Source organism: Streptomyces sp. UG1, from assembly GCF_049974585.1.
Lineage (GTDB): Bacteria > Actinomycetota > Actinomycetes > Streptomycetales > Streptomycetaceae > Streptomyces.
Genome location: NZ_JBNGGG010000032.1, coordinates 105,385 through 127,508 on the forward strand (window position 1 = coordinate 105,385; position 22,124 = coordinate 127,508).

Here is a 22,124-nt window from a genome sequence, read left to right on the forward strand (position 1 = left end):
CTGAAGGTGCCACCCGCCATGCCCACGCAGCCGGACCAACGCCGTCAGCTCGGTCAATTCCTGCGCAGCCGCAGAGAGCGCCTGACCCCTGACGAGGTTGGCCTTCCCCAGACCGGCCGCCGTCGGACTCCGGGACTTCGCCGAGAGGAACTGGCGCTGCTGGCCGGGATCAGCGCCACCTGGTACACGTACCTGGAGCAGGGGCGGGACATCCGCGTCTCGCAACAGGTGCTCAACGCCCTCGCCGCGGCGCTGCGGCTCGACCGGCACGAGCGCGATCACCTTCTCCGGCTCGCCGGTCACGCGCCTGCGGCCGAAGCCGAGGAACACGAGCCGCTGACGGCCGAGGCGGGTGCCGTCCCCCTGTTGCTCCAGCCGAACCCGGCGTACATCATCGGCGGCAACTATGACGTCCTCAGTCACAACCAGGCGGCCCACGAACTGTTCCCGAGGCTCATCACCGAGGCGGACCGGCCCGCCAACTTCGCCCGCTGGGTGTTCCTCGAACCGGTGGCCCGGGACGTCCTGGTCGACTGGGAACCCGAAGCCCGCGGTCTGCTCGGCCGGCTTCGGACGCTGGCGGCACGCCATGGCGACGACCCGCGCTACACCCGGTTGATCGAGGACCTGAACGAGGGCAGCCCACAGGTGCGGGACTGGTGGCCGCAGTACGAGGTGCAGGCCCGGCACAGCGGCCGAAAACGGCTACGGCACCCGCGACGGGGAGCCATCGATTATGCGTACACCGCTTTTCACCTGGCCGAACAGCCGGAGCACACGCTGGTCGTCTATTTCGACAGCAGTTCCTCCGTCCCCAGCCACCTCTCAGTGCCGGCGGACGGCGCCCGGCAGCCGTAGTCGGCGGACGACCGAGCGTAGTTCCGTGGCGCGCTGGGGCGAGCCGTCGGCCGCGACCGGCACGGCGCTGGATTCCCGGGCCGGGGCAGGCGCGGTCCACAGGGCGAGTTCGGGGTCTCGTGGGCCGTGTGCGGTGTGGGTCCCGCCGTCGCCGAAGACCCGTACCGGATGCGATTCGTCCCAGCCCTGCCACCCCGGGCCGCCCTCGACCGCGAACCGCACCCACGCCCGGTGGATCTCGTCCGCCAGCTCCTGCGGGGCGCCCTCGCCGGCCAGCTTGCGGGACTCGGGGACGTCCCCGGTGTCGAAGACGAAGCCGAGTTCCAGGGCGTGGCAGGCGCCGAGGCCGGGGAGGGTGGAGGGCCAGGCGAACTCGTACACGTACGTTCCCGGGCGGGCGTCGGCCAGGCGGTGCAGGGGGATGCGCAGCAGGTGGTCGGTGACCATCTGGCCGACGATCTCGGCGGTGCCGGCCTCCGGGTGCAGGGCGCGGTAGCCGCGGGGCACCTCCGCGCCGGTGTGGCAGCGGGCCATGGCGCCGGCCAGGGCAACCGCGCCGAGCCGGTCGACGCGCTCGAGGAGGCCGCCGGGCACCAGCCACAGCCGGTACTCGTCCCGGGTCCAGCCCGTCATCAGACCGACATCGCGGGCCGCCTCGCCCTCGACCAGGGCCTCCATCGGATCGCGCGGCACCACGTCCCCGTCGACGACGATCCCGAAGGCGGGCCCGCCCAGCACCGGGCTGCTGAGCCGGCCCACCTCGGCCTGGGTGCGCAGCAGCAGCTCACGGTCGATCTCGGCGAAGGCCGCGGCGGTGGCGGGGATCTTCAGCCGGGTCGCCATCCGGCGCACCATCCGCCGCACCTTGTCCCGCTCGGCGGCCTCGGGCGGCCCGCTCTGCAGGATCGCGCGCCGGACCAGGCCCTGGGCCTGCGGGGCGGCGAGCAGCGCGCCGATGCTGATCGCTCCGGCGGACTGGCCGAACAGGGTGATGCGGTCCGGGTCGCCGCCGAAGGCCGCGATGGACTCGTGGACCCACGTCAGGGCGGCGAGCTGGTCGCGCAGGCCGGGGTTGGCGGGGGCGTCCGGGAAGTAGCCGTAGCCCTCGACGCCCAGCCGGTAGTTGACCGAGACGAGCACGACCCCGTCCCGGGCGAAGGGCCGACCGTCGTACACGGGCACGCCGGAGGAGCCGCGGGTCAGGGCGCCGCCGTGCAGCCACACCATGACCGGCAGCCGGGCGCCGGGGCCGGGTTCGGGGGTCCAGACGTTGAGGTTGAGACAGTCGTCGCCGGGCACGACGGGGTCCGACAGGTACTGCGCGAAGGCCTCGGAGTACGGCGGTTTCGGCGGCGTCGGCCCGAAGGTTCCGGCGTCGCGCACACCGTCCCAGGGTTCGGGCGGTGCGGGTGGGCGGAAGCGCAGCGGACCGAAGGGGGGCGCCGCATAGGGGATGCCCCGGAACACCGCGACGCCGTTGTCGTACCGGCCCCGTACCGCACCGTAGGGCGTGCTCACCACGGGGCCCACGGGGTCTGTCTGGACTGCCGTCATACGCCCACCAGCCTCCTCACCGCGCTCGTGCACCGTGAAGATCAGAGCAACTCATTGTGGCCCGATATTCCGGCGCACGAGCGGTTGTGAGGGGCTGTTCGGCCTATCTGGTTGCCTGGCGGCTACTTGGCGTACATCAGTGTGCCGAAGCCGAGCTGGTCGAAGCCGCTGCTGCCGGAGCCGTAGTCACCTCCTCCGCCCTCGGGCGCTATCGAGAAGCACATGTCGGCGATGTACTTGTCGTCGAGGTGCAGGCGCCGGTTGTAGTGGTAGTGGAGCATCGCCCAGACGGGGCGGACCTCGCCGCGGCTGCTGGGGCTGATCACCGTCTGTGACCGCTGCGCACAGTTCTGGCCGGTGCCCCACGTGTAGGTGGTGAAGGGCACGTTCATGTTCCGGTTGTACTTGGCGACGTACTGGGCGGCCTTCATGAAGCGGCGGCCGTCGTAGGAGTACAGGTCGTCGCCCTGGTTCCAGGCCATCTCACACAGGGCGCCCATCTGACCCATCCCCATGATGGTGTGAGCCTGGTCGCGGCCGGACTCCTGCCACTGGCCGAGGTCGTAGCCCTCCACGTTGCTGTAGAGGAAGGGCACGGCGCGCCGGATGGCGCCGTTGCCCCCGCCGTTCTTGAAGTAGTTGACGGCCTGGTCGTACTTGGCGCCGTCGTCGCACAGGATCCCGATGGCCATGATCGAGGCCATGTTGCACAGGTCCCAGTTGGCCCAGTAGTTGGTGATGCAGGCGTCGTTGTGCTTGCGGAGGAAGCCGTCGTTGAGCGGGTAGAAGACGTTGAGCATCATCGTCTTGAACCGGTTCAGGTCGAATCCGGCGTAGCCGCGCATGAGCTCGGCGGCGTTCGCGAACTGCCAGCCGGACAGGCCGGCGGCCAGGTACCGCTCGGCGTTTCCGGTGACCTCGGTGAGGGTGGACGACCAGGCGTTGAGGATGCGCACGGCGCAGTCGCCGTTGGCGGCGGTGCCGCCCACGTGCCAGCGCAGGGCGTTCTGGTAGGCGGCGGCGATGTCGCTGTAGAGGATCCCGTAGTTGTCCCCCGTGCCGCCGCGGAGGACCGTGGCCTGGGGGCGGGGCGTCCAGGTGGAGTGGGAACGGCCGTTGGCGGTCAGCCGCCGCCAGCCGGACGCCCAGGGGTCGTTGCCCGCGGCGACCCTGGCCTTGGCGCGGTTGATGTCACCCCAGTTGTGCAGCATGCCGGGGTGGGTGAAGGTCGCGGGCGCCGCGTCGGCCGTGCTGCCCGTCAGCACGGCCGCGGACCCGCCGACGGCGAGGGCGGCGGTGAGGCCGCCGGCGGTCTTCAGCAGACCGCGGCGGCTCACCTGTGGTGTGGGGAGATTCCTGTGGGGGGAAGTGCGGCTCATTCGTGGATCTCCATTCCGTGGAGGATCTACATGGGGATGATGCTCACCTCGTCGAACTCGGTGGTGCAGCGGGCCAGTTGGTTGCGTGAGCAGACCAGGCCCACGTAGTAGGGGGCGTCACCGAAGCCGGGGACCGAGCCCTCGGCGAGGGGGGTCCAGGTGGCGCCGTCGTCGGTGGACAGGGCTGCGGTGAAGGCGGTCCCGACGCGCTTCAGCCGCAGCAGGGAGGGCAGGGTGGCGGTTCCGCTCCCGGTGAAGGTGGACCTTCCGGCCACGGTCGTGCGCAGCATGAGCTGCGCGGTGGTCCCGCCGGTCACGATCGCCCCGGCGGCCTGGTCGAACGGCGACAGCGACTTGGCCATCAGCAGCCCCACCCGGTCGGCGCTCGCGCCCGTGCGGGAGACGAGCCGGGCGGTGATCTCACAGTCGCCGGTCACCGGCCGGCGTACGAACTGCCCGGTCATTCCCTGGTTGTTGGTGGACAGGTCGACGCCCGCGCCGCGCACGGTGAAGGTGCCGTCGGTGTACGACGTGCTGCCCGGCGTGTGGATCGCCGCCACACCGAAGGTCCCGAAGTCCCGTTCGTCGAGGACGACATCGCCCAGGTCGCCGTACGTCCACGGGGCGGGCGGGGGCGTGCCGACCGTCAGGGTGAGCTTGCCGGTGCCGTCGCCCGCCGCGTTGCCTGCGCCTGTGACGACGGTGAACTCGCCCCTCTCGGTGGGCGTTCCGGTGATCAGACCGGTGCGTCTGTCGAGGCGGAGGCCGTCGGGCAGGCCGTCGGCGGTGAACCGTATGGGCTCGTGCGAGCCGCGCAGGACGTGCCGGAAGGCGTCGCCCTGGTTCGCGAACGCGCTGGTGGCGGAGGTGAGTTGGGGCACGCTCGGGGTCGGCATCGGCGCGGCGGCCGACTCCGAGAGCGGGCCGCGGCCACCGCAGTTCGTCTTGGCGACGGTGTAGTGGTACGTCGTCCCGGGCTTGCCGGTGGCGTCGGCGTACCGCACGCGGGTGCCGAAGCCGACCGCGCCGATGCCGGTGGCGATCGTCTCGTACGGGCCGTCGGGGGCGGCGGAGCGCAGCACCTTGTAGCGGGCGGAGAGGTCCGGGTCGGACCAGGCCAGCTCGACGGCGTCGGCGCCGGTGGCGGCCGTGAGGCCGGTGGCGGTGCGGCCGGGGCGGGGCGGGGACCAGATCTCGCCGATGGCCGCGGAGGAGACGCAGACGTTGTCGAAGGCGCCGGTGCCGGTCTCGGCGTACTCCTCGTCGACGCCGAGGCAGGAGGTGAGGACCAGGCCCGCGTACGCGGTGTGCCCCAACTCGACCTCGGTGGTGCCGACTTCGGTCCAGCGGATGCCGTCCGGGGAGATCGCGCCGGTGCAGCGCCGCCCCTTGCGGGTCACGCGCACCCAGTACGGGGCCCGCAGCCGGTAGCCGTCGCCCGCGCCCTCGACGTAGGGGGCCTGAAGCGGCGTCGCCGACTCGGGCAGCGCGCCGAGGTCGGAGATCGGGAAGGCGGCCGAGCTGGTGATCGCCGTCTGCTGGGACGGCGGCACGGGCGTGCTGCCGGTGCCGGAGACGGCCGCCCCCGCCTTCGGACGCACGCTCCACACGCCGCTGAAGGTGTGCAGCGGCAGCCCCTGGATCAGCATGGCGGCGTGCGCGGCGTCCGGGTCCACGGAGGCGCGGAGGGTGACGCCGATCTTCGAGTACTGCGAGCTGAGCGGGAAGACGATCCGCGCGGTGATGGCGCCGTCGCCGGGCAGCCGGAGGTGGGTGATGCGGTAGGTGTCGGCGGTGCCGCTCGCCTCCAGGACGAACCGTTCGCCGTCGAAGACGGCCGAGCCGGGGAGCCTCACCTCGCCGAGGTCCTGGGTCTCCCAGGGCTCGGGGAGGCCCGCAGTGAGTGCGGTCGGGAGCGAATCGGCGCCGCTGCCATGGGAGTTGGCGGCACTGACCGTGTAGTAGTACGTCCGTCCCGCGCGTACGTCGGTGTCCTGGTACGCCGGCTTGTCGACGCCGGAGGCTACCTCCTCGTACGGGCCCTCCAGGCGGGTGGCCCGGCGGACGGTGTACGTCTTCGCCCAGGCGGTCGGCAGCCAGCTCACGGTGACGGAGTGGCCCTCGGTGGTCGCTGTGAGACCGGCGGGGGCCGTCGGCGCGGTGGGCGAGGCGGCCGTCGTGCCGGCGTAGGTGAGGGTGCCCCAGCCCGGGTGGTCCTCCTGGTATCCCTCGACGACTCGCGTTCCGCCGGTGCCCCGGAAGACGACCTTCTCGGTGTAGGGGGCGGGTTTGCCGAGCCGGCCTGCGTAGTGCGCGTACGCCATCTCCCACAGCGGCCGCCACACTCCGCGCTGGCGGTTGTTGACGGACGTCTTGATGTACTTGCCGGTGCGGTCGAGGTCGGGGGTGAAGGGGACCGAGTCGTCGCCGAGGTTGTAGCGGCCGAAGTACTCGAAGTTGGCGAGGATCCGGTCGTCGGCGAAGGAGTACAGGTCGACGCCCTGCTGCCAGGCGACCTCGGCCGCGTCGGCGAGCAGGCCGAGGGCGAGTTGTTCGTGGGCCTGGTCGCGGCCGGACTCCTGGCCCTGGCCGGCGGCGGTGACGACGCGGTGCAGCACCGAGCCGTTGCCGGCGCCGGCGATCGCGAACCGCAGCGCGTCCTCGAACATCACGCGGTTGTCGCAGAAGACGGCGATGGCGAGGATGGTGCGCAGCGCCGCGAGGTCCCAGTTGCCGTTGGCGTAGAGGCAGTAGCCGGACAGGGACGGGTACCAGACGTCGGTGAAGGAGCGCTCGCAGCGGCGTATCGACTCCTCGGGCCAGCCGTCGTAGCCGCTGTGCCGGAGGATCTCGGCGGCGTTGACGAGCTTGAAGCCCTGGATGCCGGCGCCGAGTTGGCCGTCGGCGCCGGTGATGCCGGTCAGGGAGCCGGCCCACACGTCGAGGATGTCGCGGGCCTTGTCGGCGTGGCGGATGTCGCCGGTGACCGCCCACATGAGGGCGTTGTGGTAGGCGGCGGCCGCGTCGTCGGCGGCCTGACGGGTCCAGTTGGTGGGGCCGCGGCCCCAGGTGGTGATCTGTCCGGTGTTGCGGATGCCGTAGGTGTGCTGGGAACGGAAGTCGGCGGCCAGGGCGGCGAATCCGGCGGCGATGGGATCGCGGCCTTCCGCGACCGCGGACTTCATCCGGTCCAGGTCGGCGGAGGAGTGCAGCAGACCGGGGTGTGCGAAGGAGAACGCCGCGTCGGCGGCCTGGGCCCACGCGGGCGTGGCGGCGAGGGCGGACAGCAGTCCGCTCCCGGCCACGCCCGCGAGTCCTGCCGCGCCGAGGAACGTCCGTCGGCTGAGGGCTTGCATGGAACTGTCTCCTGGCTTACGGGTGCTGCACGGTGATCGAGAGGGACTTGGTCGCGGTGCCCACGGTGTTCGTGGCCGAGACGGTGACGGTGTAGGTGCCGGGGACCTGCGGGATGCCGGAGATCTGGCCCGTCCTGTCGTCGACCTTCAGGCCCGCGGGCAGCCCCTCGGCGCCGTACGACGTCGGCAGCGCGCTCGCGGTGACGAGGTGGTTGAAGACCTGGCGTGCGGTGGCCGTGGCCTCGCCGGCGCTGGTGATCTCGGGCGCCACCGTGGCGGCGGCCTCGCTGTCCTTCAGGAAACGCAGGCCTGTCACATGCTCGTTGACGAACATCGGCACCATGTCCGGCGTCAGGTACCAGCGGGGCTTCTGCATGGTGTCCGCGATGACCGTGTCGTTGATCGACATGTTCTGGAAGGTGAGATTCTTGATCCGGCGGTCCGCGTCGTAGCCCACGACGATCGGCATGTGCTCGTTCTTGCCGTTGTAGGTGAGGTTGCGCACGTACACGTCCTCGATGCCACGCCCGGGCGAGGCGTTGTACCGGTTGGCCATGACCCGCATGTTGAACAGCTGGCCCCAGGTGAAGTCCTCGACCCGGACGTCCTGGATGCGGACATTGCGGATGAGGTTGCTGTCACCCGGGTTGAGGGCGAAGCAGCCCTGGTAGAGGACCTGCGGCTCGCGGTGCTGGAGGACGTCGATGTTGCTGAAGACGATGTTCTCGATCGTCTCGGGGTTCTCCGGGTTGCCGTGCGTGCCCATGTTCACCGGGTGGGCGACGTCGGCCCACAGGGTGGAGTTGCGGACGGTGACGTTGCGGCAGTCGCCGTAGTAGTCCCAGCGGTGGGCGTAGATGGCGATGCAGTCGTCGCTGTTGCGCATCCAGACGCCCTCGATCAGGACGTCCTCGCTGCTGAACACGTCGATGCCGTCGCCCCACTGGCCGGAGCTGTAGGAGTGCAGGTTGCGGACGGTGACCTGCTTGGACTGGCCGATGGTGCAGGAGTAGCCGGACTTCGGGTTGAGGACGAGGATGCCGTCGATCTCGATGTTCTTGGAGAACTTGATCAGGGTGGCGGCGTCCGAGCCCGTGATGATGCCCCGGCCGAGCAGGCGGGCGTTCTCCACGTCGATGAACTCCACCCGGGCCTTGAGCACCGCGCCGCCGGCCAGGTACACCGTCTTGCCGCTGGGCACCTTCACCACACCGCCCGAGGGGGTGTGCATACCCGGGCCGAAGTAGATGACGTCGGGGTCGTCCGCGTCCGGCCGCGTCTTCTCGATCGGGTTGGCGTGCAGTTGCAGGTTGTCGTAGATGTCGCCGTCGATCTCGATGGAGAGGTTGCGCGGCTCGGTGAGGCTGAAGGTGATGGTGTCGCCGCTGACCTCGTGCTGGATGTCGTACGACAGCGGGCGGATGCGGGCGCTGCCGATCGCGCCCTTGGCGGACGTGACCCGCACCTCCACGGTGCCGGTGAAGTCGAGGCCGGCGACCGAGGTCGGCCGGACGATGCCGCCGCCGGTCTTCTCGTTGATGGTCTTCGTGGTGGCGCGCAGCACCGGAACCGGCTTCCACTGGCCGCCGGGGGTACGGGCCTTGACGACATAGCTGGTGTTGATCGGCATGGCACCCGGCACGGGGTGCACCACGAGCCGGTCGGCGGCCTCCGGTCTGTCCTCCGCGCTCGCGGTGCCGGCCGCCGCCGTACCGATCAGGGAGTAAGCGGCGGCGGTGGCGCCGGCGGCCTGGATGAGGGTGCGCCGGGACAGGCCGGTGCTCTGGGTGTCGTTCATGGCTGGGTTCCTTGGGAGAAAAGGGTTTCGAAGGGGCTTTGAAGGGGTTTTGTAGTGGGCTACTTGAGCCCGGACGTGGACATCCCGGCGACGAAACCGCGCTGGGCGATGAGAAAGATCAGCAGGATGGGGACGACGTACATCACGGAGGCGGCGGCCTGGAGGTTGGTGATCGGCGAGCCGGCCTGGGTGACATAGGTGGACATGACGGCGACGGCGAGCGTGGAGTGGTCGGTGGACAGCAGGAGCTGCGGGGCGATGTAGTCGCCCCAGGTCCAGGTGAAGGCGATCACGAAGCTCGCGGACAGCACCGGCCAGGACTGCGGCAGGAAGATCCGCCAGAAGATCGACGCGTAGCCGCAGCCGTCGACGATCGCGGCCTCCTCCAGCTCACGGGGCAGACCGGCGAAGAACTGCCGGAAGAGGAAGACCAGATACGGCGCGGCGGACAGCCCCCACAGCACCCAGGGCCAGTACGTGTCGACCATGCCGAGTTCGGCGAAGATCAGGTAGGTCGGCAGCAGGGTGATGAGCTGGGGCAGCATCATCGAGCCGAGCAGGATGCCGAACAGCGTCTTCTTGCCGGGTGCGCTCAGCCGGGCGAAACCGTAGCCGACCCAGGCGGAGCTGAGCGTGACGAGGGTGGCGTAGATGAGGGCGATGACCAGGGAGTTACGGGCGTATCCGAGGAAGTCGATGAGCTGGTAGGCGTCGGCGAAGTTGTGCCACTGGAAGTCCGCGGGCAGCCAGTGCACGGGTGCGGCGGCCGTCTCCGCCGAGGTCTTCAGACCGGTGAGGAACAGCCAGCCGAACGGGCCGAGGAACAGTCCCGTGATGACGACGAGGACCGTGTAGAGGACGAGACGGTTGACGCGGACCTTCACGCGGACCGGCGACTTGGGGGGAAGGCTGGTGGCGGTCACTTCTTCGCCTCCGGGTCGACGTTGTAGAACACCACACCGGACGTGAACTTGAAGATGAGTCCGGTCGCGATGAGGATCAGGACGAAGAGCACCCACAGCAGTGCGGAGGCGTAGCCGTAGCGGCCGAGCGCGAAGTACTGCGCGAACACGTGCATCATGTAGAGGTAGTTGGACTGTGGGACGGTGGTCACGCCGCCCGTGGTGCCGAGCGGGGCCAGCAGCAGCGGCATGATGGTCTGCACCGAGGCGATGACCCCGGTCACCGTCTGGAACAGCAGCACGGGCGACAGCAGTGGCACGGTGATGCTGCGGAAGGTCCGCCAGGCGCTCGCCCCGTCGATACGGGCCGCCTCGTGGAGCTCGCGGGGAACGTCCTGGAGCCCCGCCAGCGAGATGATCATGACGTTTCCGGCGGCCCAGAGCACCGTCATCAGCAGGACGTAGCGGACGTACGGGTCGGCCATCCAGCCGAGCGCTTCGAAGCCGAAGAGCGTCAACACGCCGTTGGCGGCACCGGAGTTCTGGTCGAACAGCGTCTTGAAGGCGATACCGGCGCCCACCGGCGGCACCACGGCCGGCAGATAGAGCAGCGTGCGGAACAGACCGCGCGCCTTCAGCGGCCGGTTGACCAGAACGGCCAGCCCGAGCCCAGCGATGATCGACAACGGCACCGAGGTCACCGCGAACAGACCCGCACGGCCGAGGGATTCCCACGTCACCGAGTCCGAGAACAGCTCGCGGTAGTTGCCGAGTCCGACATAGCGCCAGTTGGGCGAGATGCCGTCGAAGGTGGTGAAGCTCAGCCACAGCGCGTACGCCATCGGGACGATGGCCAGCAGCAGGAACCCGATGATCCAGGGCGAGGTGAACATGTAGAACGCCCGGTGCCTGCGCGCGGTGAAGGAGGTGCGCGGCCGGTCCGTGGTCCGTGCGGGACCGGCACTCGGGGCCGGGCCCTGCCGGTCCGCGACGGAGGAGATCTGGTCGACCGTCATCCCACTTGCTCCTTACCACGCTTGAGCTGTTCGTTGATGGCCGAGTTCAGGCGCCCCGCGACCGTGTCGACGGAGATCTCGCCCTTCATCGCGGCCGGGGCGATCTGGTTGAACAGGGCGTCGAAGGAGTCCGCCGTGGTGTATGGGGTGAAGGCGACCACCGAGAAGTGCTTCAGCTCGGCCTCCTGCGCCTTCAGCGTCCGCTTCTGGTACTCGGTCTCGGCCGGCATCAGCGGGCGCAGGGACTTCAGGGTGGGGATGCCCCAGCCGCCGCAGGCGCGCGCCTTGGCCGGTGCCTCGCCGAAGAACCACTCGAAGACCCGCCAGGCGGCGTCCTTGTTCCTCGCCTTGCGCGGCATCCACATGCCGGTGCCGCCCTGGCAGGGGCTGACCCGCCGGCCGCCGTCGAACATCGGGGCGGGGGCGAGACGGGAGACCGGCGCCAGCTTCCTGTCGGTGTTGATCATGCCGCCGAGCCAGTAGCCGGAGTTCGTCATGGCCATCCGGCCGGCCTGGTAGGTGGGCCCGTCCCAGCCGTTGGGGTCGGGCTGGATCAGGCTCGGGCCGACCTTCGTCTTGCAGTAGTCGATGTACCAGGCCAGTGCCTTGCGGGCCTCCGGGCTGGTGAAGTCGACCCGGGAGAAGTCGTCGCTGAAGAGGCTGCCGCCGGCGGACGCGGTCGTGCTCGCCATGAGCGTGGCCCTGGTCAGACCGCTGTAGCTGCCGCCGAAGACGGTGGTCTGGCCCTGCTTGCGCTGCACGAGGCGCTTGGCATCGTCCAGCCACGCCTCGAAGGTGACCGGCTCGGTCTCCGACGGATAGTCGACGCCCGCCTTGTCGAACGTGGAGGTGTTGTACCAGTACATGGAGTCCTGGGAGAAGTCCTTCGCCATGCCGTAGCGCGGGCCCCTGCCCTGGGTACGGCCGTCGAACCGCCACAGGTCGTTGACCGGGTCCAGGTCCGCTTCCCTGAGGACGCTGCTCTTGGCGAAGTACGGGTCGAGCTCCTCCATCACGTCGCGGGCCGCGTAGTACGCGGTGTCCACGGCGCCCACGGCACGCACCAGGTCCGGCGGGCTGCCGCTGGTGAGCATCGCGATCAGCTTGGTGATGTCGTGCTGCACCGTCTTGATCGTGATGCCGGTGTCCTTCTGGCACTGCCTGATCAGCTCGGGTGCGATGTCCTCGGGCTTGACCATCAGCGTGACGGTCTCGCCGGAGCCACTGACCCCGGTCGACACCTGCATCGCACAGCCACTCAGCGCCGCCGCGCCGGCCGCGGCGCCGCCCGCCGACAGGGCGAGGAATCGGCGGCGACTCACGGGAGCACCGGCCTGGGTGTGCATGGACTACCCACTCTCTCTTCGCCGACGTGTAGATGTTTCCGCAACCGGTTTCTACAACGTGGAGGGAGCTTCTTCCCGAGAGCACGGCACGTCAAGAGGCGTGACGAACTTTCGAAAACTCTGGAGGACCCCGCATGGTGGAGGTCTTCGCCCGTACGCTGCTGTAATGGCGGCAACCGGTTGCCGGGATCACGGCGGCGGGATGGGCGACCGGGTGGGAGCGGGGCGAAGCCGGCGAAGCCCCGGTAACCGATTTCGCCGATTTCGTCTCCGATCAGGGTCAACAGCGGGGCGACGTTGCGCGGCTACCGCGACACCACGCACTCAGCCCGACCGATTGACCGGCCGTTCTCCGCAGATCTACGGTAGAAGGCGCTTTCTGAAACTGTTTCCATCCAGTCCGTCATCCTCAGGAGAGCCATGCCCAGCCCCCTGCCACCGAGGGCCGTCTTCGCCATGGATCCGGTGCACCTCCCCCTGCTCTTCCCCCCGGCACTCATGGCCCGGTTGCAAAAGGCCTGCGACCTCGACCCGGCGCTCGTCGTACGGGACTTCGCCGATCCGGCGGCCGCGGCCGCCCTGTCCGGCGCCGAGGTGCTGATCACCGGCTGGGGCTGCCCCCACCTGGACGACGACGCCCTCACCGCCGCACCCCGACTGCGTGCCGTGCTGCACGCCGCCGGGTCGGTCCGCTCACTGGTCGGCGAGGCCCTGTGGCAGCGGGGCATCGCGGTCTCCAGCGCGGTGACCGCCAATGCGCTGCCCGTCGCGGAGTACACGCTGGCCATGATCCTGCTCGCCGGGAAGGACACCTTCACCCACCGCGAGCGCTTCCGCGCCACCCACGCCTACCCGACCCAGGCCATGACCGCCCCCACCGGCAACGTCGGCCGCCGGATCGGCGTGATCGGGGCCTCGCGGGTGGGCAGACGCCTGCTGGAGCTGCTGCGGCCGTTCGACTTCACGGTGCTGCTGCACGATCCGTACGTCAGCCCCGCCGAGGCCGCCGAACTCGGAGCCGCACTGCTGTCGTTGGAGGACCTGCTGCGGCACAGCGACATCGTCAGCCTGCACGCGCCCGACATTCCCGAGACCTACCGGATGCTCGACGGGGACCGGCTCGCGCTCATCCGGGACGGGGGTGTGCTCATCAACACCTCGCGCGGGGCGCTGATCGACCCCGAGGCGCTGACGGACGAGCTGGTTTCCGGGCGGCTGCATGCCGTGCTCGATGTGACCGAGCCGGAGCCGTTGCCCGCGGGGTCGCCGCTGTATCACCTGCCCAACGTCTTTCTGACGCCTCATATCGCCGGGTCGCTCGGGAACGAGCTGGAGCGGCTGGGGCGGACCGTGGTGGAGGAGCTGGAGCGGGTGGTGGCGGGGATGCCGTTGGGGCATGAGGTGCGGTGGGGGGATTTGGGGCGGGTGGCTTGAGGGGGGTGGGTTGCGTGCATGGGATGGGGGTGAGGTCGGGTGAGGGGTGAGCACTTGGGGCTGGGGTGCCGAATGTCTGGTTCGGTCGCCTACGGGGCGCCTTGTGCCGGTGTCGAGACGGCGATCGTGCTCGACCCTTCGGGCCTCCGCGCTCCCCCACTCTCGACTTCGCTCGAGCGGGAGGTGCCCCCATGCCGTCTCGACACCGGCGCGCCCCTCCGGCTCCCTCACGGCCGGCGCGTCGGCCCGGTACAAGTTGGTGGGCCGTTGCTCGGCGTCGTGCGGAGACAGTGCGGGTTGGTGGGGCGTTGCCCGGCACAGTGCAGGCACAGAGCGGGATGGTGCGCGGCACAGCCCAGGGACATCGGGCCACCGCCCGGCATCCCTCAGGAACAGTGCAGGAGCATCGGGCCATGTCCCGGCCTCCCCCACGCCCAGCCGCCCGGAGTCAGCCATGGGATACGGTTTCCGTGAGGCAGGCGCGACGGTGAAGGAGCCGCAAGGGTGAGTCAGCGCAAGGTGGCCGGCGATGCCGGTCGGGCCACCATCCGGGACGTGGCGGAGCGCGCCGGTGTCTCCGTCGCCAGCGTGTCGCGTGTGCTGTCCGGCAACTACCCGGTGTCGGAGGATCTGCGCCGGCGGGTGATGAAGGTCGTCCGGGACCTGGACTACGTCACCAACGCCCACGCCCGCTCCCTGGCCGGCGGCGGCACGCCCACCGTGGCGATCCTCATCAACAACATCACCGGCGCCGCGTTCGCCCATGTGGCCAAGGGTGTCGAGGGCGCCGCCACACTGCGGGGCTGGCTCTCGCTGGTCGGTACGACCGGTGACGATCCGGAGCGGGAGCTCGCGCTGGTCAATCTCATGCGGCAGCAGGGCGTCGCGGCCGTGGTGCTGCTCGGCGGCGCCTACGACTACGACGAGTACCAGTTGCGCATGGCCCGCTTCGCCCGCTCCCTGGACGCGGCCGGGTCGCATCTGGTCCTCGTGGGCCGGCCGCCGCTGGAGGGCGACGTGCCGGCCACCACCGTCGACTACGACAACGAGGGCGGCGCCTACGCCATGGCCAGCCATCTGCTGTCCGCCGGGCACCGCAAGGTCCTCGTGCTGCCGGGGCATGCCGAACTCACGACCGCCCAGGGCCGTCTGAAGGGCGCCCGGCGGGCCTTCGAGGCGTACGGCGTGCCCTTCGAACCGGGCATGGTGCGGCACGGGCCGTACGACTACGAGCACGGGTACGAGGCCGTGGAGGACGCCCTTGAGCAGGGGCTGGACTTCACCGCGGTGCTCGCCGGGACGGACGTGGTCGCCGCGGGTGCCATGCAGGCCCTGCGCGCGGCGGGGCTGCGGGTGCCGGAGGACGTGTCGATCGTCGGCTACGACGACATTCCGCTCGCCTCCCAGCTCACCCCCCAACTCACCACCGTCCATGTGCCGTACGAGGAGATGGGCCGGGTCGCGCTGCGTGCGGTGGCCGACCGGCGCGAGGGCGGCGCCGGCCGTCGCAAGGGCGGCGGGGACGGCGACCATCTGGTGCTGGGCACCCATGTCGTCGTACGCAGCTCCGTACAGCCGCCTCTCCGGCGCGGCTGACGGTTGTAACGCTCAGGGCCGGTAACGCCCAGAGCAGGTAACGCCCAGAGCAGGTAACGCCCTGCGCGCGTTTCGTAAGCGTTTTCCTGCATCCTCTCCGGCTTTCGGCAGGGCACCCGCGAACAGTCACCTGTCGCCCCTCATCCGCTGACAAGGGGCACTCCACCTGCGCTTACGCCGCTCGGCGCGGGCGGGATCCGCGTGCACTCGAAGATCACCGGATGGACAAACCGGCGTAACAAATTTCCGCGCACCTCTTGCTATGAGCCGACACGTCGGCCTACCGTCCCTGCAACCGCTTACTACAGCTTCCGCTTGGCCAAGCCCCCGCAACGCGAGCCGACGGTTTTTCCGGCCGCCGTTTCTGGCCAGCGCCCCGAGCCGCCGTCCTCGTTCTGAGAACGCCCAATTCCGAAGGATCACGGTCAGATGAACTTCACCAACCCCCGGAGAAGGTTCGCCTCCGCTGCCGTCGCGGGAATCGCTCTGACAGGTCTGCTCGCCGCCTGCGGAGGATCCGACTCCGGAGACTCGGACTCCGGTACCGATGCCTCCGGCCCTGTCACGCTCGACTTCTGGGGCTGGGCCAACGGGCAGGAGGCCGTCGTCAAGGCCTTCAACGCCTCACACAAGGACGTCCAGCTCAAATACACGAAGGTCACCGACCAGCTCACCATGCAGAAGCAGCTCACCAACGCGGTCAAGGCGGGCAACGCACCCTGTCTGCTGCAGAACACCGGTGAGTATGTGACGAGCTGGGTCGCGCAGGGCGCGCTCGCCGACATCACCAAGTACGTCGAGGGCGAGAAGGGCAAGTTCAACCCCGGCTCGTGGGCCGTCGGACAGGTCCAGGGCAAGGTCTACGGCGTGCCCACCGCCTCGGCGCCCGCCTTCACCATCTACCGCACCGACCTCTTCGAGAAGTACGGCATCGAGCCGCCCAAGACCTGGGACGACTTCATCGCCGCGGGCAAGGAGCTGAAGAAGCACGACATCAAGGTCACCAACTACGCCGGTGAGGACCCGAGCACCCTGGAGGTGCTGGCCATGCAGGCCGGGGCGAACTGGTACGGCATCGACGGTGAGTCCTGGGTGGTGAACTTCCAGGACGAGGGCACGCTCAAGGCCGCGAAGGTGATCCAGGAGATCATCGACAACGACCTGAACTCGAAGCTCTCGTTCGCCGACTACGCGGCCGTGCAGCGCAACTACGACAACGGCGGCACCGCGACCCGGCAGATCTCCACCTGGCAGATGTCCGGCATGGTGCAGAACTTCACCAAGTCCTTCGGCGACTGGGCGCTCGCCCCGTGGCCGACGTTCAAGGGTGAGGCGGCCCGGACGCCGGCCGGCACCAACCAGAGCGGCAACCTGACGCTGGTCAGCGAGCAGTGCAAGAACAAGGAGCAGGCCGCCGAGGCGGCGCTGTGGATGTCGACGGACTCCGGTGCGGTCAAGACCATGGCGAGCCCGGAGACCGGCAGCGGTGTGATGCCGGCGCTGGCCGACAGCGAGTCGTACGTCTCCGAGGCGATCTCCGAGAAGCTGCTCGGCAAGAACTACGAGCCGGCCAAGACGATCGTGACGGACAGCCTGGGCACCGTGCGGACCGGCTGGACCTTCGGGCCGAACTGGACCGCGATGTTCACCGAGATGCAGGACGAGTGGGCCAAGGTCGTCAGCAAGGAGCAGAAGGTCACCGATCTGCTGGCGCACATGCAGCAGTGGACGGTCGACGACCTGAAGCAGCGCGGCATCAGCGTCAAGGGCTGAGGCTGACTCGATGATTCGCTCCCAGCGCTGGAAGGGTGCCGCGTTCACGGTGCCCTTCCAGCTCGGCTTCGTCTTTCTGTATCTGCTTCCGATCGGCTACGCCGTCTATCAGTCGCTGTTCCTGGAGAAGTCGTCCGGGCTGGGCCTCGGCGGCACGTCCACCGAGTTCGTCGGGCTGGACAACTACGGCAAGGGCCTGACCGACTCGGCGTTCATGACCTCCATCCTGCGGGTGGTGCTGTTCGCCTGCGTCCAGATCCCCTTCATGCTGCTCGTCAGCCTGGTGCTGGCGCTCTTCCTGGACGCGGTCACCTCGAAGGTGGCCGGCCGGTTCCGGATCGTGCTGCTGGTGCCGTACATGATCCCCGGCGTGGTCGCGGCCATCGTGTGGATCAACCTGTACAGCCCCGAGGTGGGACCGCTGACCCCGCTCGGTGAGTTCTTCGGGTTCGACTGGAACTTCTTCGCGCCGTCGATGGTGTGGCCGGCCATCGGCAATCTGCTGACCTGGCACGGCATCGGCTACAACATGGTGATCATCTACTCGGCGCTCCAGGGCGTGCCCCGCGAGCTGTTCGAGGCCGCCCGGCTGGACGGCGCGTCGGAGCTGCGGATCGCGCTGAGCATCAAGGTGCCGTTCGTGCGCGGGGCGCTGGTGCTGACCGCGCTGCTGTCGATCATCCAGATGCTGCAGATCTTCAACGAGCCCGCCCTGTTCCGGAGGGTGACCCCGGAGACCGTCAGCGACAGCTTCACCCCGATCATGATCATCTACAACCAGGCGTTCAACGCCGCCAACTACAACTACGCCGCGGCCCTGTCGGTGCTGCTCGCCCTGATCCTCGGTGTGGCGTCGTTCCTCTTCTACCGGCTGACCTCGAGGGAGGTGGACTGATGGCGCTGACGCAGAACCGTAAGGAGAACGGCGCGGAGACGGCCGCCGCCGTACCGCCTCGCAGGCGGACCTTGCGCCGGCTGGCCGGTCCGGACCCGGCCTCGCGGTCGAGGGGCGGGCAGCGTTTCCTGCTGCTCGGTCTGGTCCTGGCCAGTGTCTACAGTCTCTTCCCTGTTTACTGGCTGATGATCGCCGCGACCAAGGACCGCGTGGGGCTGTACCAGAGCAACGGGCTGTGGTTCTCGGGCTGGCATCTCTGGGACAACCTTCAGCAGGTCTTCACCTACGACGGCGGCATCTTCCTGCGCTGGACCGCCAACTCGTTCCTGTACGCCGGTGTCGGCTCCCTCGGCGGCACGCTCATCGCCCTCGCCACGGGCTACGGCCTGGCCCGCTTCGACTTTCCCGGGCGGGGCGCGGTGTTCGCGGCCGTGGTGGGGTCCTTCCTGATCCCGATCGCGCTGCTCACCCTGCCGCTGTACCTGCTGTTCTCGGCGATCGGGCTGGTCGACACTCCCTGGGCGATGCTGATTCCCTGTCTGATCAACCCGTTCAGTGTGTATCTGGCCAAGGTGTACACCGAGGCCACGATCCCGTTCGAGCTGCTGGAGGCGGCCCGTATCGACGGCGCGGGTGAGCTGCGGATCTTCTTCAGCATCGTGCTGCGGATGATGACCACGGGCGGTGCGACGGTCTTCCTGCTCGCCTTCGTCAACACCTGGAACGCCTTCTTCCTGCCGTTGACCGTGCTGCGCGGCAAGGAGAACTGGACGCTCAACCTGGGTCTGTACCACTGGACCGGCAAGACCCTGGAGTCGGGCATCGACGTCACCAGCCTCGTCCTGACCGGCGCCCTGCTGTCCATCATCCCGATGGCGATCATGATGGTGGCGATGCGCCGCTACTGGCGGACCGGCGTGACGCTGGGGGCGCTCAAGTGACCGTCCTGCGCAATCCGGTCATCCGCGGTTTCGCCCCGGATCCCTCGATGGTCCGGGTCGGCGACTGGTACTACGTCGCGACCAGTTCCTTCGAGTGGTTCCCGACGATCCCGATCCACCGCTCCCGTGACCTCGCCCACTGGGAGTACGCGGGCCATGTCCGCGGCGCGGTCCCGGGCGACTGTCTGGCCGGCGTCCCCGACTCGGGCGGCATCTGGGCGCCTTCGCTGAGCTGGGACGGTGAGCGGTTCTGGGTGGTCTACTCGGTGGTGCGGTCCGTGGGCACGCCGTACTTCGACGTGGACACGTATGTCAGTACGGCCGTGGCGGCCGACGGCGAGTGGACGGAGCCGCGGCGCCTGCCGAGCCATGGGTTCGACCCCGCGCTCTTCCATGACGAGGGGCGGCTGTGGCTGCTCAACCTGCAGAACGACCATCGGCCGGACGGCCGGCGGTTCGCGGGGATCGTGCTGACCGAGCTGGACCGGGAGACGCTCGGCCCGCTCGGGGACACCCGTCTGCTCCTTCAGCACGAACGGCTCATCGAGGGGCCGAAGCTGGTGCGGCGGGACGGCTGGTACCACCTCGTGCTGGCCGAAGGGGGCACGGGGTTCGAGCACGGGGTGCGGATGGCGCGCAGCCGTGCCGTCACCGGGCCGTACGAACTGGACGACCGCCCGCTGCTGACGTCCCGGGACGATCCGTCGCTGCCGTTGCAGAAGGCCGGTCATGGCGAGCTGGTGCAGACGGCGGACGGGGACTGGGTGCTGAGCCATCTGGTGGCCCGTCCGCTTTCCACGCCGGACGGTCCGCGCTGCACGCTGGGGCGGGAGACGGCGATCCAGGCGGTGACCTGGGACGCGCAGGGCTGGCCGAGGATGCGGCACGGGGGTGCGCATCCCGCGGTCGAGGTGGAGGTGGCCACGCGGGGCGGGGAGGAGGACGGCCCGGCGCCTCGACTCGCCGAGGCGGACGATCCGCTGGGCTGGCCCTGGAGCACCCTGCGGGGCTACGCCGACCCGGACTGGGCCGACGCCACCACCCGCCCCGGCTGGATCCGGCTGCGCGGGCGGCACGGTCCCGAGTCGCGGTGGGCGTACAGCCTGCTGGGCCGGCGGATCACCGAGCACCGCGCGGAGGCGGAGGTGACGCTCCAGGCGCGGCCGCGTTCCTTCACGCAGGCCGCCGGGCTGGTCCTGCGGTACGGCTCCGAGGCGTATCTGAGCCTCGACCTCACCTGGGCGGAGCCCGAGGGCGAGGAGCAGCGCGGGCAGCAGTGGCGAGGTGCGGGCCGTACGGTGCTGAGCCTGGTGGAGCGGGAGGAGTTCGGCACCCGGCGGGCGGCGCTGGTGGACGTGGCCGCAAGCGGGCCGTTGACCTTGGGGGTGACGGTCGAGGACGGCCGGGCGCGGTTCTGGTACGTCCGCGAGGGCGTGCGCACCCCGGTCGGCCCGCCGCTGGACTTCACCAGGCTGTCGGACGACTACGGCTCCAAACTGCGCTTCACCGGGTCGATGGCCGGCATCCATGCCGTGGACCTCGTCGACGCGTCGTTCACGGCCGACTTCACGGGATTCCGCCTCACCTGCTGGTGACCACGTGCCTGTTCGAGGTTTCGAAAGTCGCGGCCCGTGCACTCCTGCGAACTGACGGGCTCTTCCGGACTCATCGCGGCGAACCTAGGGTAGGAAGCGCTTACTGTTTCCGCGCTGATCGAAACTTTTCATGGCCCTCGGGCGGGCCGGAGAGGTGGTTCCCGATGGGCCGAACGGGCGGTGCGAGCGTGGCTGCCGGACCGACCCTCGCGGTCGTGGCACGCGAGGCCGGGGTGTCGGTGCCGACCGCCTCCAAGGTGGTCAACGGCCGCGAGGACGTGGCTCCGGAGACCCGCCGCCGGGTCACCGAGGCACTCGACCGGCTCGGCTATGTCCGCAGACCGCGCTTCGAGGCGGCGAAGACGCCGGGCCTGGTCGACCTCGTCGTGCACTCGCTGGACACCTCGTGGTCGGGCGCGGTGCTGCACGGGGTGGAGGCGGCGGCCCACGACGCGGGCCTGGAGGTGGTGGTGTCCGCGGGGCTGACCCGGACGCGGGGCGCCCGGCCGGAGCGGGGCTGGCTGGACAAGCTCATCGCGCGCGGCTCCTCCGGGGTGCTGTTCAACCTGGCCGAGCTGACCGCGTCGCAGTACGCGTGGCTGGAGCAGCACCGCATCCCGTTCGTGATGATCGACCCGGTCCTCGAGCCGCCGCCGGGCGTGGTGTCGGTGGGCGCGGCGAACTGGCAGGGCGGTGTGACGGCGACCGAGCATCTGCTGGCGCTGGGCCATGAGCGGATCGCGGTCATCGCCGGGCACCAGCGCAAGATATGCAGCACCGCCCGGGTGGCCGGCTATCGCTCGGCGCTCGTCTCGGCCGGGCTGCGGCAGCGTCCCGAGTATGTGCGGCACGCGGGCTTCGACGAGGGTGTGGCGCACCGCCGGATGCTGGAACTGCTCGATCTGCCCGAGCCCCCGACGGCCGTCTTCGTCTGCTCCGACCGGATGGCCCTCGGGGTCTACCAGGCGCTGGCGGAACGGGGCTTGAAGGTGCCGGACGATGTGAGCGTGGTCGGCTTCGACGATCTGCCGGAGGCCCGCTGGATCTCCCCGGCCCTCACCACGGTCCGCCAGCCCCTGTCGGAGATGGCGGCGACGGCGCTGCGGCTGCTGGTGCGGATGATGGGCGGGGACCGGCCGGAGAGCACACGGACGGAGTTGTCGACGCGGCTGGTGGAGCGGTCGAGTTCGGCTGTGCCGCGCGTCTGACGGCGATCCCCTGACGCGGCCGGGTGCTGGGGCCCGGACCGGGCCTTCAGCTCTTCTTCTGTGCTGTCGTTCCCCTCCGCCTGGTCGTGGTGGTCTTGCGGGGTCCGGCCGCCTTCTTCGCGCGCGGCCGCGATTCTCGCGCCTCTTGCCCTTCGTGCGCCTCCTGCCGTGTCCTGCCGCGCACGACGTAGGTGGCTCCGCCGATGGCGAGGGCGACCGGCCATTCGAGCGCCCCGGCGACGGTCAGTGCCCCCAGGCCGCCGTAGAAGAGCAGATCCCTGCCGGGGAGGGCGGGCAGTTTGCCCTTGCCCGGGAGGGCGGGCACTCGTGAGGTCAACTCCTGTGCGCTGGCCTTGAGATCTCCCGGAGTCATGTACGGGAGGGTCAGTTCGGGGTGGGCGCGGTGCATGTGCAGTACCTGGCCGCCGTCCCCGGACGCCTTTGTCTGAGCTGGGCTGGACGTCATGCGAACC

At 69.7% G+C, this 22,124-nt stretch carries 16 protein-coding genes; 8 read left to right on the forward strand and 8 right to left on the reverse strand.

Annotated elements, in window-relative coordinates; all coding sequences use genetic code 11:
- The first annotated feature begins 18 nt into the window (after positions 1–18).
- Positions 19–858, forward strand: a complete 840-nt coding sequence (locus ACP4J3_RS32145) for a helix-turn-helix transcriptional regulator (RefSeq protein ID WP_426539649.1) — start codon at positions 19–21, stop codon at positions 856–858.
- Here ACP4J3_RS32145 and ACP4J3_RS32150 read toward each other — a convergent pair.
- The 7 genes from ACP4J3_RS32150 to ACP4J3_RS32180 all read right to left on the reverse strand — a co-directional run bounded on the left by ACP4J3_RS32150 (position 826) and on the right by ACP4J3_RS32180 (position 12,209).
- On the reverse strand, positions 826–2,412 hold the full coding sequence (locus tag ACP4J3_RS32150) for a carboxylesterase/lipase family protein (protein ID WP_426539650.1): 1,587 nt from the start codon (positions 2,410–2,412) through the stop codon (positions 826–828). The two genes, ACP4J3_RS32145 and ACP4J3_RS32150, sit on opposite strands and share 33 nt — an antisense overlap.
- A 122-nt stretch (positions 2,413–2,534) precedes the next feature.
- Positions 2,535–3,791, reverse strand: coding sequence for an alginate lyase family protein (locus ACP4J3_RS32155; protein ID WP_426539651.1), 1,257 nt, complete (start codon positions 3,789–3,791; stop codon positions 2,535–2,537).
- A gap of 26 nt (positions 3,792–3,817) precedes the next feature.
- Positions 3,818–7,147 carry an alginate lyase family protein gene (locus ACP4J3_RS32160; protein ID WP_426539652.1) on the reverse strand — a complete coding sequence of 1,110 codons (3,330 nt, stop codon included), beginning with the start codon at positions 7,145–7,147 and terminating at the stop codon, positions 3,818–3,820.
- A 16-nt stretch (positions 7,148–7,163) separates the two neighbouring features.
- On the reverse strand, positions 7,164–8,945 hold the full coding sequence (locus ACP4J3_RS32165) for a putative Ig domain-containing protein (RefSeq protein ID WP_426539654.1): 1,782 nt from the start codon (positions 8,943–8,945) through the stop codon (positions 7,164–7,166).
- A 59-nt stretch (positions 8,946–9,004) separates the two neighbouring features.
- A complete protein-coding gene (locus ACP4J3_RS32170) occupies positions 9,005–9,868 on the reverse strand; it encodes a carbohydrate ABC transporter permease (RefSeq protein ID WP_426539656.1) in 864 nt (287 codons plus the stop codon).
- Positions 9,865–10,863, reverse strand: a complete 999-nt coding sequence (locus ACP4J3_RS32175; protein ID WP_426539657.1) for a carbohydrate ABC transporter permease — start codon at positions 10,861–10,863, stop codon at positions 9,865–9,867. Before ACP4J3_RS32175 ends, ACP4J3_RS32170 begins: the two co-directional genes overlap by 4 nt.
- Positions 10,860–12,209 carry an extracellular solute-binding protein gene (locus ACP4J3_RS32180; protein ID WP_426539658.1) on the reverse strand — a complete coding sequence of 450 codons (1,350 nt, stop codon included), beginning with the start codon at positions 12,207–12,209 and terminating at the stop codon, positions 10,860–10,862. Before ACP4J3_RS32180 ends, ACP4J3_RS32175 begins: the two co-directional genes overlap by 4 nt.
- A gap of 420 nt (positions 12,210–12,629) precedes the next feature.
- Between ACP4J3_RS32180 and ACP4J3_RS32185 the strand changes: the two genes are divergently transcribed.
- The 7 genes from ACP4J3_RS32185 (at position 12,630) to ACP4J3_RS32215 (ending at position 21,651) form a co-directional block, all read left to right on the forward strand.
- Entirely contained in the window at positions 12,630–13,643 is a 1,014-nt protein-coding gene (locus ACP4J3_RS32185; protein WP_426539660.1) for a hydroxyacid dehydrogenase, read from the forward strand.
- 504 nt (positions 13,644–14,147) lie between these two features.
- Positions 14,148–15,239, forward strand: a complete 1,092-nt coding sequence (locus tag ACP4J3_RS32190; protein ID WP_426539661.1) for a LacI family DNA-binding transcriptional regulator — start codon at positions 14,148–14,150, stop codon at positions 15,237–15,239.
- A gap of 429 nt (positions 15,240–15,668) precedes the next feature.
- The gene (locus ACP4J3_RS32195) at positions 15,669–17,012 is read left to right on the forward strand and encodes an ABC transporter substrate-binding protein (protein WP_426539662.1); all 1,344 of its coding nucleotides are present in this window, start codon (positions 15,669–15,671) and stop codon (positions 17,010–17,012) included.
- A gap of 10 nt (positions 17,013–17,022) precedes the next feature.
- Positions 17,023–17,907, forward strand: coding sequence for a carbohydrate ABC transporter permease (locus tag ACP4J3_RS32200; RefSeq protein WP_426539663.1), 885 nt, complete (start codon positions 17,023–17,025; stop codon positions 17,905–17,907).
- On the forward strand, positions 17,907–18,848 hold the full coding sequence (locus ACP4J3_RS32205; protein ID WP_426539664.1) for a carbohydrate ABC transporter permease: 942 nt from the start codon (positions 17,907–17,909) through the stop codon (positions 18,846–18,848). Before ACP4J3_RS32200 ends, ACP4J3_RS32205 begins: the two co-directional genes overlap by 1 nt.
- Positions 18,845–20,443, forward strand: coding sequence for a family 43 glycosylhydrolase (locus tag ACP4J3_RS32210; RefSeq protein ID WP_426539665.1), 1,599 nt, complete (start codon positions 18,845–18,847; stop codon positions 20,441–20,443). Before ACP4J3_RS32205 ends, ACP4J3_RS32210 begins: the two co-directional genes overlap by 4 nt.
- 164 nt (positions 20,444–20,607) lie before the next feature.
- Positions 20,608–21,651 (forward strand): LacI family DNA-binding transcriptional regulator, encoded by a 1,044-nt coding sequence (locus ACP4J3_RS32215; protein ID WP_426539667.1) that lies wholly within the window; start codon positions 20,608–20,610, stop codon positions 21,649–21,651.
- A 46-nt stretch (positions 21,652–21,697) separates the two neighbouring features.
- Here the strand turns inward: ACP4J3_RS32215 and ACP4J3_RS32220 are convergent, their stop codons facing one another.
- The gene (locus ACP4J3_RS32220) at positions 21,698–22,117 is read right to left on the reverse strand and encodes a hypothetical protein (protein ID WP_426539668.1); all 420 of its coding nucleotides are present in this window, start codon (positions 22,115–22,117) and stop codon (positions 21,698–21,700) included.
- Between the last annotated feature and the right edge of the window lie 7 nt (positions 22,118–22,124).